The following is a 17,681-nucleotide window of genomic DNA, read 5'->3' as shown; positions in this document are numbered from 1 at the left end:
TAGACCCTCCAGCAGCGAGCAGCTGCTGCTGCCCATCTACAACCCAGGAGTAATTTCATGCACACCTCTCGTCCCACCCGCTCGCTCGCCATTCTTGGCGCCGTCTCCGCCGCAGCGTTCCTGACCGCCTGCGGCTCGATGTCTTCAGGCCCCGCCTTCAACCAGTCCAGCCTGCCGCCGACCATTCAAGTGCCTGCCGGCAACAAGGTCGCCATGGAAACCATCGGCAAGGGCGACATCACGTATGAATGCCGCGACAAGGCCAACACCCCCGGCCAGACCGAATGGGTGTTCGTCGGCCCCGACGCCAAGCTGTGGGACCGCGGCGGCAAGCAGGTCGGCAAGTACTACGGCCCGCCGGCCACCTGGGAGTCGAACGACGGCTCCAAGCTCACGGCCACTCAGCTGGCTGTCGCACCCTCGGGGCCGACCAGCCTGCCGTTCCAGCTCGTGAAGGCCAATCCGGCCGTGGGCTCGGGCGCGATGACTGGCGTGACCTACATCCAGCGCGTGGCGCTGCAGGGCGGTGTGGCTCCGGCTGCCGTGCCGTGCACGCCGGCCACCAAGGGCCAGAAGCAGGTTGTGCAGTACCAGGCCGACTACATCTTCTGGAAGGCGTCCTGATCGGCGGGTAATTCAGCGGCGGGGCCATTAGCTCCACTACCATCGGCCGGTGCAAAACCCGCCGCCTACCGTTGCGCCCTTCGACTACGACGCCGCTCTCATGGCTTGCGCCCGCGGCGATCGTCAGGCTTTGCAGCAGCTGTACCAGCGCGAGAGCCGCTACCTGATGGGCGTGGCGCTGCGCATCGTGCGCCAGCGCCAGCAGGCCGAAGACGTGTTGCACGACGCCTTCATCAGCATCTGGCAGCGCGCGGAAACTTTCAACCCGGCGCGCGGTGAGGGCCGTGGGTGGGTCTACAGCGTGGTGCGCAACGCCGCGCTGAACATGGTGCGCAGCGGCGCACGACAGGTGGACGTGAGCGAAGACGCTGCCGAAGCCATTGACGACCAGGCTGCGCTGGCGGCATACGCCTCGGCCGGCGATCCGTTCGAACTGCGCGCCGATCTGGGCAGGCTCGAAAACTGCCTGAAAGGACTGGAGCCCGCGCGGCGCGATTGCATCCTCTATGCGTATGTCGAAGGCTGCTCGCATGGCGAAATCGCCGAGCGGCTGCAGACGCCGTTGGGCACGGTGAAGGCCTGGATCCAGCGCGGCATGCGCGCGTTGCGGGAGTGCATGGCATGAGCGGCAGCAACAACCCGACCGACGACGACATCGACGCGCTGGCGGGCGAGTACGTGCTGGGCACGCTGTCGGCCGGCGCGCGTGCGGCGGTCGAAGCGCGCATGCATAACGAGTCGGCATTGCGCGAAGCCGTGCAGGGCTGGGAGGCGCGGCTGTTGCCGCTCACGGCGCTCGCTCCGCCGGCGGACCCGTCGCCTGCGCTGTGGGCGCGCATCGAGCAGAGCCTTGGCAACGTTGCAGAGCCGAAGCCTGCGCGTCCGTCGGCCTTCTCGGGCTGGTGGAACAACCTTCAGTTGTGGCGCGGCCTGGCAGCAAGCGGGTTCGCCGCCGCCGCATTGATGGTCGCGGTGCTCGTCATGCGCCCGTTGCCTCAGCCGCAGTACATGGTGGTGCTGGTTGCTCCGCAGGACAAGTCGCCTGGCTGGGTGATTCAGACCACCTCGTCGCGTCAGCTGAGCCTGGTGCCGCTGGGCACGTTCGAGGTGCCGCCGCAGAAGGCGCTTCAGTTCTGGACCAAGGCCGATCAGTGGCGTGGCCCGGTGTCGCTGGGGCTGGTCAAGCAGGGGCAGACGCTGCGCATTCCCATCGACAAGCTGCCGCCGCTGGAGCCGAACCAGCTGTTCGAACTCACGCTGGAGCCCGAGAACGGCTCGCCCATCGACCGGCCGACGGGGCCGATCCAGTTCATCGGCCGCGCCGTCAAGGTGATGTAGCAGCGCTCGCTGCGCCTGTCCTTAACCATCGGTTAAGACCGGCTAAACAAGACGCGAATTGTCGGCGTGCCTCCGAATCGTGAGGATGCAAGGCGCCGACACGTTCGGAGCAGCATAAAAACAGGAGACAGCATGCACCCCAGAAACCTGAGCGGGCGCCAGTCACGCCTGCATTGGCTCACGGCGGCCGCGGCTGCCGTGGCGGCGATCGTGGCTGCCGCACCGGCCGAGGCCCGCGTCACCCGCATCGTGATCGACGATGTCTCGGCGCTCACGGGGCAGTTGATTCCGTACGAGCAGATCCGCGGTCGCGCCTTCGGCGAGCTCGACCCGAACGACCCGCACAACAGCATCGTTACCGACATCAAGCTGGGAGCGGACGCCGATGGCAAGGTGCGCTACGAGACCTCGTTCAATCTGGTGAAGCCGGTCGACATGAACCGCGCGAGCGGCTTTCTCTGGCATGACGTACCCAATCGCGGCGGTGCTGGAACTATCGTCGTCGAAGAGCGGGAACTGGGCGACATTGGCCTGCGCAGCGGCTGGCAGGCGGACAACGCCGGCAACACGGGCGTTCCAGTCAACCGCGCCTCGGGCACCAATCATTGGGTGGCGGCGCCTATCGCGAAGGTGGGTGGCGCGGCCGTCACAGGCAATGTGCTCGCGCGAATCGTCAATCAGAGCGGCCCGGACTCCAAGCCGCTGATGGTGCAGACGAACCCCGTGCCATATCTCCCGGCCACGCTGGACACGACCAAGGCGACGCTGAAGACGCACACGAAGGAGACTGTCGACGGCGTTGTCACCGAGGGGCCTGACATCGCCCCGGGCGACTGGGCATTCGCGAAATGCGACGCCGGCAACCCGTTTCCCGGTACGCCGATCGACAACAACCCCGCCAACGCACCTGGCAACCTGCCGGTGCATATCTGTTTGCGCAACGGCTTCGATCCCAAGCTGTTGTACCAGGTGGTGTACCCGGCACAGAACGCTTACGTCCTGGGCGTGGGGATGGCGGCATTCCGCGACGTTGGCACCTTCTTCCGCTACGAAGCCGCCGACGACTCCGGCACGCGCAATCCGGTTGCAGGCTTCGTCAAGGGCACGGCCGTGCGGGGTGTGTCGCAGTCCGGAAACATGGTGCGGCAGTTCATCTTCATGGGCCTGAACCAGGACGAACGCAACCGCATGGTCTACGACGGCGCCTGGCCGATCATCGCGGGCCGCCGGGTGGCCGCCAACTCGCGCTGGGCCCAGCCGGACGGGGTGCTGGAGCTCTACCAGCAGGGCAGCGAAGGCCCGCAGTGGTGGGCGGACTGGCCAGACCCGGTGCGCAAGCAGCCCACCGGCAGCATCTTCTCGCGTTGCGACAAGAACAGCACCTGCCCGAAGGTGATCGAGCATTTCGGGTCGGCCGAGGTGTATGCGCTGAAGCTGACGCCGGAGTGGATCGGCACGGCTGGCGACGCGGACATTCCGTTGCCCCGCAACGTTCGCCGCTACTACGTGCCGAGCAGCAGCCACGGCGGCGGATCTGGTGGCTTCGCGCACATGCCGCCGGAGACTGCCACCAGCCCCATCTGTCCCGGCAACAGCTTTGGCCGCGGCACGCTGGCGGCGAACCCTGTGCCGCACACGGAGATCACCAACGTGCTGCGCATGGCCATGCGCGACTGGGTGTTGAAGGGCACACCGCCGCCGCCGAGCCGGTGGCCCACGCTGACGGGCAAGACGCTGGTTGACGCGAACAAGGCGGCAATGGGCTTTCCGGGCGCCGTGCCCGGCGTTCCGGACTCGATCTTCCAGCGGGAGAACTTTGCGTTTCCGGTGTTCGACTACGACTGGGGCCCGCAATTCGATCACGCGGAAGCTTCTGGCGTGCCTACCAACGTGCCGCCGGTCATCAGGAAGGTCATCCCGATGAAGGTGCCGAAGGTCGATGCCGACGGCAACGAGATCGGGGGCGTGCCCACCGTGCTCGTGATGGCTCCGTTGGGCACCTACCTGGGTTTCAACATCACCGCCGAGGGTTTTCATCAGGGGCAGGTGTGCAACTACGTGGGCGGTTATGTGCCGTTCGCGCGAACGCGTGCCGAGCGCATCGCCCGCGGCGACCCGCGCCTGTCGCTCGAGGAGCGCTATGGCAGCCACGAGGGCTACGAGGCCGCGGTTCGCGCTGCAGCCTTGAAGGCGTTTGCCGAGGGCTTTCTTCTGCCTGCCGATCGTGACCGGCTCATCCGGCAGGCGTCCGAGAGCGCTGTGCTTCGCTGAACGCGGCCGTGCCTTCGATCATCTCCACGAGGGCGGCTGCCGGTACGGACAGTTCCGAGCGGCTGCGCATGGCCAGCAGCAGCACGCGCTCCATCTCGATGCCTTCGAGGCCAACCTGCACGAGGCCGAGGGCCTGGGCATAGAGCGCGGCAGCGGCGCGCGGCAGGATCGCCAGGCCCAGCCCCGATGCGACCATGCGGCACATCGAATCGAAGCTGCGCACCTGCACCCGGATGCGGGGCGTGCGCTGTACCGCGTCGGCCGCCGCCATTACCTTGCGCGTGAGCGACGCGCTTCGTGCCAGCGTGACGAGGTCGTGGTCGAACACGTCCTCGATGGAGGCGTTCTGCCGGCCCTCCAGCGCATGGCCTGCCGGCACGAGCAGGACCAGCTGGTCGACATTGCAGACGATGGTCTCCAGGCCTTCGCGCGGCACGTTGTCGCCGATGACGGCGAGCTCCGCCGTGCCTTTAAGCACGGCGCGGATACCGTCCTCGCTCAATGCGTCTTCCATGTCGATCACGACATGGGGATAGCGGCGCGCATACGCTGCCAGCACGCTCGGCAGGAAGCCTCCGAAAGCGGAAGGATTGGCGCACAACCGCAGGTGGCCGGTGGCACCCGATTGAAGATCGTCAACGGCCTGCACGAGTTGCTCCAGCCGCGCGATCACCTCGATGGCGTGCCGGTGCAGGGTCTGTCCCTCCGGCGTGGCGGTCACGCCGCGCTGCCCCCGCTGGAGCAGGGCGACGCCGCAATGCCGTTCGAGGTCGGTGATGCGCTTGCTCACTGCCGGGAGCGAAACGCCGAATCGATCCGCGCCCGCCGTCAGGCTCCCTGCATCGACGACTGCGACGAAAAGGCGCAGGGAGATGAGATCGAAACGGTTCAGGTTGAGCATGGCGGTTGGATTTGACCACCGCTGCCATCAAGGCTCTGCAGCAGCAGCGGCTCCCCTGCTGGCCGCCACGGCGGCAACGATGCCGATGGCTCCCACCAGCAGGCAAAGCGAAAAGATCACGCCACGCGTCTGCGTCGCATCGGCAAACGCACCGACGATCAGCCCCGCAAGCGGCTGCGTCAGGTTGTTCAGCAGCACGATCACCCCGGTGGTCTTGCCGTAGTCCTTCGCCGGAATGATCCGCTGCCGGTGGATGCGGATGTAGATGCTGAACATCTTGTCGAAGCCAATCACCAGCAGGAAGCCGGCCGCATAGCCCCAGTGATTGGTGCTTACGGCCGTGAGCAGGCCGCCGGCCAGTATCAGCAGATAGGCGGTGATGCCCATATGCTTCAGCGCGATCGATCCCCGGATGATCGCCAGCAGGATCACGATGGTGGCCACGGCCCCGAGCGTCTGCAGCCCGGCGTAGTAGGTGGCGGAGCGCTGGTGCAGCCCGGTGACCATCGCGGCGGAAGAGGCCAGCGTGGTGCCGAGCATCAGGTTCACGCCGGACGTGAGCATGGTCAGTCGCAGCAGGCCTGGCAGGCGCAGCACGTGGCCGAACGCCGTCGCAATGGGCTGCAGGAAGTGGCCCGGCGCGCCCTGCGGCTCGTGCAGCTGCACGGTGTTGCCGCGCCGCCAGTACGCGGTGGCGACATCGGCCAGCAGGAACAGCGCGGCCGCCGCACCGACCACGGCCTGCCACGGCCACAGCGCGAACAGTGCCGCCGCCACCAGCGGCCCGAGCACCATGCCGGCCTGCTCGGCGGTCTGCGCATAGGCCAGCACCTTGTCGAAGCCCTTGTTGCCTGCGATCTGCGGCAGCATCACTTCGCGCGCCATCACGCCCTGCGTGGTGAGCACGCCGCACACCGCCGACAGGGCCACCAGCCACCCGATGCCGCCCATGGCCTCGTTCGCCAGCACGCCGAGCACGCAGGCCAGCGCGCGAAAGATCTGGCTGCCGCGCAACAGCTTGAGCGGAGAGATGCGGTCGCACAGCGCGCCGCAGACAGGAAACGACAGAAAGCGCGGCAGCGTCTCCGCCGCGAAGGCATAGCCCGACCAAGCCACGTCCTGCGTCACCTGGAACACCACCAGCGGCACCAGGAACAGCAGGATCTGGTCGGCCAGCCTGGAGACGAACAGCGACAAGAGGAAGGCCGGGAACTTCATCGTGCCGGCATGGCCTGCGCAGACCCCGAGGGGAGAAGGGTGGGGAGCGCGGTGGCGTCGGGCATGCGCTGAAGATAATCGAAACATGATCGCCCTCGACTGCTACTACAGCCTCTCTTCCCCCTGGGCCTACCTCGGCGGCCCGCAACTTCAAGACATCGTGCGCCGCCACCACGTGCGGCTCACGCTCAAGCCGTACGACTTCCAGGCCGTGGTGCCGCAGACCGGCGGCATTCCGCTGAAGACCCGGCCCGAGCCGCGCCGCACGTACCACGCGCTGGAGCTCGCCCGCTGGAGCGACTACCTCGGCATGCCCATGAACCTGGCGCCCGCGCACTACCCCAAGGGCGCGCCGACCGACCCCAACTGGAACAAGTACCCGGGCTGGATGGTGATCGCCGCGCAGCTGCAGGGGCTCGATGCACAGCCGCTGTCGCATGCGCTGCTGCGCGCGCTGTGGGCCGAGGAGCGCGACACCTCGCAGGCCGAGGTGCGCATCGCGGTGGCCGATGAGACCGGCTACGACGGCGCCTCGCTGCAGGCACTGGAGCAGGCGGCCGAGACGCTGGCGGCCTACCGGGTCTACAGCGCTGAGGCGGTGGAGGCGGGCGTGTTCGGGGCGCCGACTTTCATCCTGAACGGCGAGCGGTTCTGGGGGCAGGACCGGTTGGCGTTTCTCGATCGAGCGCTGGACAAGCTGCGCGCGGCGGGCTGAGGCTCCTGCATAGGCCGAGTCAATGATCGACCGCATCGTGTCGAAGCATGGAGAGGTCATTGCCGTCATCGACTACAGGGCTGACGAAGACATCCCGTACTGCTTCTTCGCCCGGATTCTCGAAAACCGGTTTCCGCAAAAGCTGGTCGCACTCATCGATGAGTACAACGGCCTCGTCGATGACGGCGTGCTTTCGCTGCTCGATGAGATCGAGGAACGGATCTACGCCTACGGGCTGAAGTTGACCGATCGCGACGAGAAACTGTTCTGCATCCGTCTGGATGACGCGGCTTCCATGTGGTTCTTTACGAGGTATCCGACGGCTGGCGGTTTTGTGTCCGACTATCCGGGCACATCCTGATAAGTCCGGAAGGCGTCGCCGCGTCGGCTCAGAAGGCCGAGCGCGGCAGCAGCGCCGGTATCAGCGTTCGGTTCATCCGCTCGCGCCACCAGCGCAGCGCCTGCCCCTGCGCGCCGGTCTTCCAGGCCAGCCAGAAGGCCTCGGGCGGGCGCGGCTCCTCGGTGGGCAGTTCGACCAGCGTGCCGCGCTTCAGCTCACCCACGATGCAGGCGCGCGGCAAGAAGCCGTGGCCCAGGCCGGCCACCTGGCAGGCGATCTTCGCGGGCATCGAGGGCACGGTGATGCGCGGCTGGCCGGCCAGCAGGCCGACAGTGCGCTCCGACAGCGTGCGTGCGCTGTCGCCCACCACGATGGCGTTGCACTCCAGCAGGTCGCCGCGCTGCAGCGGCCGGCCGAGCCGGGTGAGCGGGTGCGAAGGCGCCACGCAGAACGCGAAGTCGAGGCTGCCCACGGTCACGGCCTGGTAGCCGCCGCCGGCCGGGCCTTCGCCCGCGGCGATGACGATGTCGGCGCGGCCCTCGCGCAGCGCCTCCCAGCTGCCGGTGAGCGCCTCGCAGCCGATGCGCAGCCGCGTGCCGCAGCGCAGGTCTTCGAAGGCGCGGATGTCGTCGATGAGCGCTTGCGTGGGAATGAGCGAGTCGTGCACGAGGCGCAGCTCCGACTCGTAGCCGGTGGCGATCAGCCGCATGCGTGATTCGAGATCGCTCGCGGCGCTGAGCAGCCAGCGGCCCTCCTTGAGCATTTCTTCGCCGGCGGCGGTGAGGGTCACGCGCGGGCCGTTGCGCTCGAACAGCAGCATGCCTAGCTGTTCCTCCAGCTTGCCCACGGCGTACGAGATGGTGGAGGGCACCTTGTTCAGGCGAGTGGCGGCGGCGGCGAAGGAGCCGTGGCGGGCGATGGCGTCGACGACCTCGATGGCTTCCAGGCTGAGTTTGAGCACGCTGCGGTTCCTTGAAAGAAGAAGGAAGGGTTAAGTGGGAAATCGATGATCGAAAACTTCGATCATTGAATGTGAAAAGTTTCGTCGATGACGGCTTGATGGGCCTCGATGATTCATTCCGTGCCTAGGAGATTCCCTCCGAAAGCAAATTGTGAATGCAATCGAACATCCGCTCAACCCGAAGGAGCTTTCCATGACCGTCAAAGCAACCCCCACCGCCGGCGCCAAGCTGCTCACCCCCACCGATCACACGCTGGTAATGATCGACTTCCAGTCGCAGATGGCCTTTGCCACGCATTCCATCGACGCCGTGAACCTGCGCAACAACGCCGCGCTGGTGGCGCAGGCGGCGGCCGGCTTCGGCGTGTCGACCATCCTCACGACGGTGGCCGAGAAGAGCTTCTCGGGCCCGATGTTCAGCGAGATCACCGACGCCTTCCCGGGCCAGAAGATGCTCGACCGCACCTCGATGAACACCTGGGAAGACGCGGCCGTGATCGAGCGCGTGAACCAGATCGGCAAGCCGCGCATCGTGCTGGCGGGCCTGTGGACCAGCGTGTGCATCGTCGGCCCGGCACTGTCGGCGCTCGACCAGGGCTTCGAGGTGTACGTGATTGCCGACGCCTGCGGCGACGTGTCGGCCGAGGCGCACAACCGCGCGATGGAGCGCATGGTGCAGGCCGGCGCGCAGCCGATGACCTCGCTGCAATACCTGCTCGAGCTGCAGCGCGACTGGGCCCGCGGCGACACCTACGAGCTGACCACCGGCATCGCGAAGAAGGTGGGCGGCGCCTACGGCCTTGGCGTGACTTACGCCAAGACCATGTTCGGCGCGCACGAAGGCTGACGAGGCACGAATAAACCTACTGCGCGCTCCGATCTCGCACCTGCGGTCCTCGCCGTACCTGAGTACGGCTGCGGTCCTCGGCGCGACCTCGGAGCGCTCGCTACGGTTTCTTCGCGCCTCGTCGCGCCCTCGACAACTTTCGTCAAGGACAAACAGACCATGAAGACCTATGTCGTCTCCCTCTCGCTCGGCCTGCTGGTCGGCGTGATCTACGCACTGTTCCAGGTGCGCTCGCCGGCGCCGCCGGTCATCGCCCTGGTGGGGCTTCTCGGGATCCTGCTCGGCGAGCAGATCCCGCCGCTCATCAAGAGCTGGGTCAAGCCCGACGCCGTGGCCACCTCGTGGCTGAACCATCAGGTCAAGCCGCACGTGTTCGGCGAGTTGCCGAAATGCCTGCCCGCCCAAACCGCCGCCCAAACCGCCGCCGAAACCCCCAACAAGGAAACCCGCCATGGCTGAGAACATGACGACCCCGCCCGACCTGATCCTTCATCGCGGGCTGTTCACCACCCTCGACCGCGCCAACCCCACGGCCGACGCCGTGGCCATCAAGGACGGCCGCTTCACCCACGTCGGCCGCTCGCACGACATCCTGCCGATGGCCGGCAGCCGCACCCGCGTGATCGACCTGCACGGCAAGCGCGTGCTGCCGGGGCTGATCGACAACCATCTGCACATCATTCGCGGCGGTCTGAACTTCAACATGGAGCTGCGCTGGGACGGCGTGCGAAGCCTGGCCGACGCCATGGGCATGCTCAAGCGGCAGGTTGCGAACACGCCCGCGCCGCAATGGGTGCGCGTGGTGGGCGGCTTCACCGAACACCAGTTCGTGGAAAAGCGCCTGCCGACCATCGAGGAGCTGAACGCCGTCGCGCCCGACACGCCGGTCTTCATCCTGCACCTGTACGACCGCGCATTGCTCAACGGCGCTGCGCTGCGCGCGGTGGGCTACACGAAGGACACGCCCGCGCCGCCCGGCGGCGAGATCGTGCGCGACAGCGCCGGCAATCCCACGGGCCTGCTGTTGGCCAAGCCCAACGCGGCCATCCTCTATGCCACGCTGGCCAAGGGGCCGAAGCTGCCCTTCGACTACCAGCTCAATTCCACGCGCCACTTCATGCGCGAGCTCAACCGGCTGGGCGTGACTGGTGCCATCGATGCAGGCGGCGGCAACCAGAACTACCCCGACGACTACGCCGTGATCCAGAAGCTGGCCGACGACGGGCAACTCACCATCCGCCTGGCCTACAACCTGTTCACGCAGAAGCCCAAGCAGGAGAAGCAGGACTTCCTGAACTGGACCGCGACATCCAAATACAAGCAGGGCGACGACTACTTCCGCCACAACGGCGCCGGCGAGATGCTGGTGTTCTCCGCCGCCGACTTCGAGGACTTCCGCCAGCCGCGCCCTGACATGGCGCCCGAGATGGAAGGCGAGCTGGAAGACGTGGTGCGCGTGCTGGTGCAGAACCGCTGGCCCTGGCGCATGCACGCCACCTACGACGAGACCATCAGCCGCTCACTCGACGTGTTCGAGCGTGTCAACCAGGACACGCCGCTGGCCGGCCTGAACTGGTTCTTCGACCACGCCGAGACCATCTCCGACCAGTCGATCGACCGCATCGCGGCGCTGGGCGGTGGCATCGCGGTGCAGCACCGCATGGCCTACCAGGGCGAGTATTTCGTCGAGCGCTACGGCCCCGGCGCGGCCGAAGCCACGCCGCCGGTGAAGCGCATGCTCGAAAAGGGCGTGAAGGTCTCGGCCGGCACCGACGCGACGCGCGTGGCCTCGTACAACCCGTGGGTGTCGCTGTCGTGGCTGGTCACGGGCAAGACGGTGGGTGGCCTGCAGATCACGCCGCAGCGCAACCTGCTCGACCGCGAACAGGCGCTGCGCATGTGGACCGAGAACGTCACCTGGTTTTCGAACGAGGAGGGCAAGAAGGGCCGCATCCAGGCCGGCCAGCTCGCCGACCTCGTGGTGCCCGACCGCGACTTCTTCGCCTGCGCCGAATCGGAGATTGCCGATACCACCGCGCTGCTCACGATGGTGGGCGGCAAGGTGGTCTACGGCGCCGGCCCGTTCACCGCGCACGACGAAGGCGCGCCGCCGCCGGCCATGCCCGACTGGTCGCCCGCGCGCACCTTCGGCGGCTATGCCGGCTGGGCCGATGTCGAAGGGGCTCCGATGCAGAAGGTGATGCGCAACGCAGCGATGTCGTGTGCCTGCGCCAACAACTGCAACGTGCACGGCCACCAGCACGCCACGGCCTGGAGCAGCAAGCTGCCCATTGCCGACCTGAAGAGCTTCTGGGGCGCGCTCGGCTGCGCCTGCTGGGCGGTGTGACGATGCGCTGGACCACTTCGCCGGCGCTTCGCTGGATTGCCTTGCTGCTGCTGTGCGCGGCCTATCTTCAGGGCGGGCTGAACAAGGCGATGGACTTCAACTCGGCCCTCGCGGAGATGAACCACTTCGGCCTGTCGCCCGCCGGCCCGCTGGCCGTGGCGGTCATCGTGCTGGAGCTCGGGGCCTCGGTGTTGATCCTCGCCGGTCGCCTGCGCTGGCTCGGTGCGCTGGCGCTTGCGGGCTTCACGCTGATGGCGACTTTCGTGGCGCTGCGCTTCTGGCAGATGCCGATTGGGCAGGAGCGCTTCATGGCGGCAAACTCCTTCTTCGAACATCTCGGGCTGGTCGGCGGCTTCCTGCTCGTCGCCTGGCATGACCTGAAGGAGCGTGCCCATGTCTGAACATTCGCACAGTGCGGTCGCACCGGCACCGCAGCCCGGCGCCTTTGCGCCGCTTCGCCAGCCGGTGTTCGCGGTGCTCTGGGCCGCCACCGTGCTCGGCAACATCGGCAGCTTCATGCGCGACGTGGCCAGCTCGTGGCTGGTGACGGACCTGTCCGCCAACCCGACGGCAGTGGCGCTCATCCAGACGGCGGCCACGCTGCCGATCTTCCTGCTTGCAATTCCTGCGGGCGTGCTGTCGGACATCCTCGACCGGCGGCGCTTCCTGATCTTCGTGCAAGTGGTGCTCGCGGCCGTCAGCGGTGCGCTGCTGGTGCTTTCGCACACAGGCGCGCTGACGGTCGAATACCTGATCGCGCTGACTTTCGTGGGCGGCATCGGCGCGGCGCTGATGGGGCCGACCTGGCAGTCGATCGTGCCGGAGCTGGTGCCGCGCAGCGATCTGAAGAGCGCGGTGGCGCTGAACTCGCTGGGCATCAACATCGCGCGCTCCATCGGGCCGGCGGCGGGCGGGCTGATTCTTGCGAGCTTCGGCGCGGCCGCCACCTATGGCGTCGACGTGCTGAGCTACGTGTTCGTGATCGCGGCGCTGCTGTGGTGGAAGCGCCCGGCGCCGGTCGACAGCGGCTTGTCGGAGAACTTCTTCGGCGCATTCCGCGCCGGCCTGCGCTACACGCGCGCCAGCAAGGAGCTGCACGTGGTGCTGTTGCGCGCGGCGGTGTTCTTCCTGTTCGCCAGTTCGGTGTGGGCGCTGCTGCCGTTGGTGGCGCGGCAGATGCTCGGCGGCAGCGCGGGCTTCTATGGCGTGCTGCTCGGCGCGGTGGGGGCGGGCGCCATCGGTGGTGCGCTGGTGCTGCCGCGCCTGCGGGCGCGGCTCGATGCCGACGGCATGCTGCTGCTGGCCGCGCTGCTCACCGCGGCCGTGATGGGCAGCCTGGTCTTCGCGCCGCCGAAGTGGCTGGCGGTGCTGCTGCTGTTGCTGCTGGGCCTGGGCTGGATCGTTGCGCTGACCACGCTCAATGGCGTGGCCCAGTCGATCCTGCCGAACTGGGTGCGCGGGCGCGGGCTGGCCGTGTACCTCACGGTGTTCAACGGCGCGATGGCTGCGGGCAGCCTGGGCTGGGGCCTGGTGGCGCAGCAGATCGGCGTGCCGGCCACGCTGGTGGCGGGGGCGGTGGGGCTGGTGGTGGCCGGGCTGGTCTTCCATCGGGTGCGGCTGCCGGCCGGAGAGGCCGACCTGCAGGCATCGAACCACTGGCCCGAGCCGCTGCTCGCCGAGCCGGTGGCGAACGACCGCGGGCCGGTGATGATCCAGGTCGAGTACCGCATCCGCAAGGAAGACCGCCCGGCCTTCCTACAGGCGATGAAGCGTCTGTCTCTCGAACGCCGCCGCGACGGTGCCTACGCTTGGGGCCTGCACGAGCACACGGTCGACGGGGAGCGGGTGATCGAGTGGTTCCTCGTCGAATCGTGGGCGGAGCATCTGCGCCAGCACCATCGCGTGTCGAAGGCCGATGCCGACCTGCAGGGCGAGGCGCTGCGCTTTCACATCGGGCCGGACAAGCCCGAGGTGCATCACTTTCTTGCGATCTGATTTTTCCTTCCCTTCCTTCTTTCTTTTTTTTCACTCCACAGGAAAACCATGACCACACTCACACTGCGCGACGGCACCGAGCTCTACTACAAGGACTGGGGCTCGGGCCAGCCCATTCTCTTCAGCCACGGTTGGCCACTCAGCGCCGACATGTGGGACGCCCAGATGCTGTTCTTCGCGGAGCGCGGCTACCGCACCATCGCGTTCGACCGCCGCGGTTTCGGCCGCTCGAGCCAGCCGTGGACCGGCTACGACTACGACACCTTCGCCGACGACATCGCCGAGCTGATCGAAAAGCTCGACCTGAAGGACGTGATCCTTGCGGGCTTCTCGATGGGCGGCGGCGACGTGACGCGCTACATCGCGCGCAAGGGCGGCGCTCGCGTGGCCAAGCTTGCGCTCATCAGCGCCGTGACGCCGCTGTTCATGAAGACGGCCGACCACCCCGTGGGGCCCGACGCCTCGCTGTTCGCGGGCATCCGCGCCGGCCTGGCCGCCGATCGCCCGCAGTTCCTCGACGACTTCAGCACGCTCTTCTACGGCACCAACCGCCCCGGCGCCAAGGTGTCGCAGGGCGTCTTCAAGCAGACGCTGCAGATCGCGCTGCAGGCCTCGATCAAGGCCACCATCGACTGCGTGACCGCGTTCTCGGAAACCGACTTCCGCCCCGACATGGCGAAGATCGACGTGCCCACGCTCGTGATTCACGGCGACGACGACCAGGTCGTGCCCTTCGAGGCCACCGGCAAGCTTGCGGCCGAGATGATCAAGGGCAGCCAGCTCAAGGTCTACGCAGGTGCGCCGCACGCCACCTGCACCACCCACAAGGACCAGGTGAACGCCGATCTGCTGGCGTTCATCCAGGCCTGATCGTTCCGTCTTCATGGCCACGGGCTTGGACCCGTGGTCGCCAAGGGTAGTGCCGGTGGCGATAATCCCGGAATGCGAATCCGCTTTACCAAGATGCAGGGAGCCGGCAACGATTTCGTCGTGCTGGACGAAACACGCGGCACGCTGGGCCTCAGTGCCGCGCAATACCGCTTTCTGGCCGACCGCCATTTCGGCGTCGGCGCCGACCAGATCCTGACCGTGCGGCCTTCGCCTGCGGCAGGCGTCGACTTTCAATACGTGATCCACAACTCCGACGGCGGCGAAGTGGAGCAGTGCGGCAACGGCGCGCGCTGCTTCATGCGCTTCGTCAACGAACACCACCTGACCGACAAGACGCAAGTGCGCGTGCAGACGCTGTCGGGCGTGATCGAGCCGCGCATGGGTGCCGATGGCCGCGTGACGGTCGACATGGGCGCCCCTGTCTTCGAACCCGAACGCGTGCCTTTCGACATCGCCGGGCTCGACCCGCAGCCCGAAGGAGCCTGGCACAAGTGGCACCTTGCCCTTGGCACGCGCGCGGGCACCGCTATCGTTTCGGTAGCGGTTTTGTCGATGGGCAACCCGCACGCCGTGCAGGTGGTCGACAACGTAGACACCGCCCCCGTGGCCGAGCAGGGCCCGCAGATCGAGCACCATCCGCGCTTTCCGCAGCGGGTGAATGCGGGCTTCATGCAGGTGGTCGACCGCTCGCACATCAGGCTGCGGGTGTTCGAGCGCGGCGCCGGCGAAACGCTGGCCTGCGGCACGGGCGCTTGCGCGGCGGTGGTGGCGGGCATTCGCCTTGGCCTGCTGGAGCGCCGGGTCGACGTGCAGACGCACGGCGGCATTCTCACGATCGAGTGGCAGGGAGAAGGGCAGCCGGTGCTGATGACCGGGCCGGCCACCACAGTCTTCGAAGGCGACATCGAGGTGCCGGAGCTGCCATGACGACCAACTTCACGAACAACAACGACGCCAACGCCATGAACCCGATCACCGAAGACGACATCGCCAACTACCTGGCGAACACGCCCGACTTCTTCGAGCGCCATGCCCAGCTGTTGGCGCAGGTGCAGCTCACCAGCCCGCACGGCAACCGCGCCGTGAGCCTGCAGGAACGCCAGGCCGAGATGCTGCGCGAAAAGATCAAGGCGCTGGAGCACCGCCTGATGGACATGGTGCGCCATGGCACTGAGAACGTCGTCATTGCCGACCGCCTGCAGCGCTGGACCAGCGGCCTGCTGACCACGCGCGACCCGCGCAGCCTGCCGTACCGCATCGCGGTCGATTTGCAGTCGCTGTTCCTGGTGCCGCAGACGGCCATCAAGGTGTGGGGCTGCGGCAGCGAATACCTCAACGAGGCCTATGCCCAGTGGGTGAGCGACGACGTGAAGGCGCTGGCCACCTCGCTGACCTCGCCGTACTGCGGGCTCAATTCGGGCTTCGAGGCGGCCAACTGGCTGCCCGAGCCGCAGGCCGCGATGTCGATTGCGCTGATTCCGCTGCGCCCCGACGCCGAGTCGCCGGCCTTCGGCATGCTGGTGCTGGCGTCGCCCGACGCGCAGCGCTTCAACGCCGAGATGGGCACCGACTTTCTCGAGCGCATCGCCGAGCTGGCCTCGGGCGGACTTTCGCGGCTTCGTCCTTGAAACGCCCGCGCTGGTTGCGGCGGCCGTGGCAGGTCGTGCTGGCTGGCGGGGTGCTGGCCGTGGCGCTGGTGTATGCGGCCATCGGAGCCTTTCTCTGGGGGCATGCCGAAGAGCTGCTGGCGCACCCGCCGCAGCGACCAGCCGACGCGGCGCTGGTGCTCGGCAGTCGCGCGTACCTCGACGGCAAGCCGCATCCGTGCCTTACGGGGCGGGTCGATACGGCTCTGGCGATGGCGAAAGCCGGCTTGGTCAGGCAGCTGGCTTTTTCGGGCGGCGTGGATTCCGAGGACAGCCGCATCGAGGCCATCACGATGGGGGAACACGCAATAGCTTCGGGCTTTGCGGGGCCGATGGTGCTCGAGCCTGCATCGACGTCCACGCGGCTGAACCTGTCGCTGTCGCGTCCGCTGCTGCTGGCGGCCGGCGTGCGCAGCGTGGTCATCGTGTCGGAGCCCTTCCATCTGTGGCGCATCGAGCGGCTCGTGAAGAAGAGCGGCTTCGACCAGAGCTTCGACGTGCAGTACGCGGCGGCGCCCACGTCGTGCTGGCGGGCGCTGGGGCCGTTGTCCAAGGGCGCATTGCGCGAGCCGGCGGCCATCATCAACAATGCCGGCCATGGCTATCTCTTCTGAGCCGGTCGCATCCACTCCCCCGGACTGGATCGAAAAATACCTGGAGCATGTGCGCGTCGAGCGTCGGCTCGCGGCGCGTACGGTCGAGCTCTACGCCTTTCACCTGCAGGCCCTGCGCGACCATGCTGTCGAAGCAAAGCTGCCGCTGGACCGCGTGCAGACCGCCCACGTGCGCCGCTGGATGGCGCAATTGCACAGCGCCGGGCGCGAGCCGCGCGGCATTGCGCTGGTGCTGTCGTGCTGGCGCAGCTTCTACCGCTGGCTGGGCAATGAAGGGCTGATCGGCTTTAACCCCGTGCAGGACGTGCACGCGCCCAAGGCCGGCCGGCCGCTGCCCAAGGCATTGGGCGTTGACGACGCGGTGCGCCTCGCCGAGCTGTACGACCCCGAGGCCGACCCATGGACCGAGGCGCGCGATGGCGCGATCGTCGAGGTGCTCTACGGCTGCGGGCTGCGTGTGAGCGAGCTCACGGGGCTCGACGCGCAGGCGAGCAACACGGCGCGAGGCTGGGTCGATCTCGATGCGATGGAAGCCAGCGTGCTCGGCAAGGGCAGCAAGCGCCGCATCGTGCCAATGGGCAGCAAGGCGGCAGAGGCGGTGCGCGACTGGCTGGCGGTGCGCGGCGATTGCGCCGGGCTGACCACCGCCCGGCTGCGCGACCCGCAAGCGGCGGCCGCGCTTTTCATCAGCGCCAAGGGCATGCGGATGTCGTCGCAGGCGGTGTGGAAGCTGCTGCGCGAGCGCAGTCTCAAGGCCGGCCTAGCGGCACCGGTGCATCCGCACATGCTGCGCCATTCGTTCGCGAGCCACGTGCTGCAATCGAGCAGCGACCTGCGCGCGGTGCAGGAGCTGCTGGGGCACGCCAACATCGCGACCACGCAGGTCTATACGCGGCTGGATTTCCAGCACCTGGCCAAGGTTTATGACGCGGCACATCCGCGCGCCAAGGCCCGGGAAGACAAAGACAAGTAA

19 protein-coding genes are annotated in these 17,681 nt (G+C 67.4%); 16 read left to right on the top strand and 3 right to left on the bottom strand.

Annotated elements, in window-relative coordinates; translation table 11 throughout:
- Positions 1–57 precede the first annotated feature (57 nt).
- The 4 genes from ACSFCA_RS24450 (at position 58) to ACSFCA_RS24435 (ending at position 4,233) form a co-directional block, all read left to right on the top strand.
- Positions 58–624: a DUF3455 domain-containing protein gene (locus tag ACSFCA_RS24450; RefSeq protein ID WP_435461073.1), complete on the top strand. Its 567-nt coding sequence runs from the start codon at positions 58–60 to the stop codon at positions 622–624.
- A gap of 100 nt (positions 625–724) precedes the next feature.
- Positions 725–1,249, top strand: a complete 525-nt coding sequence (locus ACSFCA_RS24445; protein WP_435461137.1) for a sigma-70 family RNA polymerase sigma factor — start codon at positions 725–727, stop codon at positions 1,247–1,249.
- Positions 1,246–1,962, top strand: a complete 717-nt coding sequence (locus tag ACSFCA_RS24440) for an anti-sigma factor (protein ID WP_435461072.1) — start codon at positions 1,246–1,248, stop codon at positions 1,960–1,962. Before ACSFCA_RS24445 ends, ACSFCA_RS24440 begins: the two co-directional genes overlap by 4 nt.
- Positions 1,963–2,094: 132 nt before the next feature.
- Complete coding sequence (locus ACSFCA_RS24435; protein WP_435461071.1) at positions 2,095–4,233, top strand: alpha/beta hydrolase domain-containing protein; 2,139 nt, start codon at positions 2,095–2,097, stop codon at positions 4,231–4,233.
- Here the strand turns inward: ACSFCA_RS24435 and ACSFCA_RS24430 are convergent.
- Together ACSFCA_RS24430 and ACSFCA_RS24425 are read right to left on the bottom strand one after the other, a co-directional pair.
- Positions 4,196–5,134, bottom strand: a complete 939-nt coding sequence (locus ACSFCA_RS24430; RefSeq protein ID WP_435461070.1) for a LysR family transcriptional regulator — start codon at positions 5,132–5,134, stop codon at positions 4,196–4,198. The genes ACSFCA_RS24435 and ACSFCA_RS24430 overlap by 38 nt on opposite strands.
- 27 nt (positions 5,135–5,161) lie before the next feature.
- The gene (locus ACSFCA_RS24425) at positions 5,162–6,352 is read right to left on the bottom strand and encodes an MFS transporter (RefSeq protein WP_435461069.1); all 1,191 of its coding nucleotides are present in this window, start codon (positions 6,350–6,352) and stop codon (positions 5,162–5,164) included.
- Positions 6,353–6,437: 85 nt separating this feature from the next.
- Here ACSFCA_RS24425 and ACSFCA_RS24420 point away from each other — a divergent pair, with 85 nt between their 5' ends.
- Both ACSFCA_RS24420 and ACSFCA_RS24415 read left to right on the top strand, forming a co-directional pair.
- Positions 6,438–7,067, top strand: a complete 630-nt coding sequence (locus tag ACSFCA_RS24420; RefSeq protein ID WP_354338833.1) for a 2-hydroxychromene-2-carboxylate isomerase — start codon at positions 6,438–6,440, stop codon at positions 7,065–7,067.
- Positions 7,068–7,089: 22 nt separating this feature from the next.
- Entirely contained in the window at positions 7,090–7,428 is a 339-nt protein-coding gene (locus tag ACSFCA_RS24415; protein ID WP_435461068.1) for a hypothetical protein, read from the top strand.
- Between the two features lie 28 nt (positions 7,429–7,456).
- Here the strand turns inward: ACSFCA_RS24415 and ACSFCA_RS24410 are convergent, their stop codons facing one another.
- On the bottom strand, positions 7,457–8,368 hold the full coding sequence (locus ACSFCA_RS24410) for a LysR family transcriptional regulator (RefSeq protein ID WP_435461067.1): 912 nt from the start codon (positions 8,366–8,368) through the stop codon (positions 7,457–7,459).
- A 193-nt stretch (positions 8,369–8,561) separates the two neighbouring features.
- Between ACSFCA_RS24410 and ACSFCA_RS24405 the strand changes: the two genes are divergently transcribed.
- The 10 genes from ACSFCA_RS24405 to ACSFCA_RS24360 all read left to right on the top strand — a co-directional run bounded on the left by ACSFCA_RS24405 (position 8,562) and on the right by ACSFCA_RS24360 (position 17,681).
- A complete protein-coding gene (locus ACSFCA_RS24405; protein ID WP_435461066.1) occupies positions 8,562–9,215 on the top strand; it encodes a hydrolase in 654 nt (217 codons plus the stop codon).
- Positions 9,216–9,374: 159 nt separating this feature from the next.
- The gene (locus tag ACSFCA_RS24400) at positions 9,375–9,674 is read left to right on the top strand and encodes a DUF1427 family protein (RefSeq protein ID WP_435461065.1); all 300 of its coding nucleotides are present in this window, start codon (positions 9,375–9,377) and stop codon (positions 9,672–9,674) included.
- Positions 9,667–11,562: an amidohydrolase gene (locus tag ACSFCA_RS24395; protein WP_435461064.1), complete on the top strand. Its 1,896-nt coding sequence runs from the start codon at positions 9,667–9,669 to the stop codon at positions 11,560–11,562. Before ACSFCA_RS24400 ends, ACSFCA_RS24395 begins: the two co-directional genes overlap by 8 nt.
- A gap of 2 nt (positions 11,563–11,564) precedes the next feature.
- The gene (locus ACSFCA_RS24390; RefSeq protein ID WP_435461063.1) at positions 11,565–11,963 is read left to right on the top strand and encodes a DoxX family protein; all 399 of its coding nucleotides are present in this window, start codon (positions 11,565–11,567) and stop codon (positions 11,961–11,963) included.
- Complete coding sequence (locus ACSFCA_RS24385; protein ID WP_435461062.1) at positions 11,956–13,557, top strand: MFS transporter; 1,602 nt, start codon at positions 11,956–11,958, stop codon at positions 13,555–13,557. Before ACSFCA_RS24390 ends, ACSFCA_RS24385 begins: the two co-directional genes overlap by 8 nt.
- Before the next feature lie 48 nt (positions 13,558–13,605).
- On the top strand, positions 13,606–14,427 hold the full coding sequence (locus ACSFCA_RS24380) for an alpha/beta fold hydrolase (RefSeq protein WP_435461061.1): 822 nt from the start codon (positions 13,606–13,608) through the stop codon (positions 14,425–14,427).
- A gap of 72 nt (positions 14,428–14,499) precedes the next feature.
- Positions 14,500–15,375 carry a diaminopimelate epimerase gene (dapF, locus tag ACSFCA_RS24375; protein WP_258351240.1) on the top strand — a complete coding sequence of 292 codons (876 nt, stop codon included), beginning with the start codon at positions 14,500–14,502 and terminating at the stop codon, positions 15,373–15,375.
- Positions 15,372–16,076, top strand: a complete 705-nt coding sequence (locus tag ACSFCA_RS24370; protein ID WP_258351239.1) for a DUF484 family protein — start codon at positions 15,372–15,374, stop codon at positions 16,074–16,076. The genes dapF and ACSFCA_RS24370 overlap by 4 nt, the downstream gene beginning before the upstream one ends.
- Entirely contained in the window at positions 16,073–16,708 is a 636-nt protein-coding gene (locus tag ACSFCA_RS24365) for a YdcF family protein (RefSeq protein ID WP_435461060.1), read from the top strand. Before ACSFCA_RS24370 ends, ACSFCA_RS24365 begins: the two co-directional genes overlap by 4 nt.
- A complete protein-coding gene (locus tag ACSFCA_RS24360) occupies positions 16,692–17,681 on the top strand; it encodes a tyrosine recombinase XerC (RefSeq protein WP_435461059.1) in 990 nt (329 codons plus the stop codon). Before ACSFCA_RS24365 ends, ACSFCA_RS24360 begins: the two co-directional genes overlap by 17 nt.

It is taken from the genome of Variovorax multivorans (assembly GCF_051216835.1).
Taxonomy (GTDB): Bacteria; Pseudomonadota; Gammaproteobacteria; order Burkholderiales; family Burkholderiaceae_C; genus Variovorax.
This window is presented reverse-complemented; position numbering and strand designations above follow the sequence as displayed.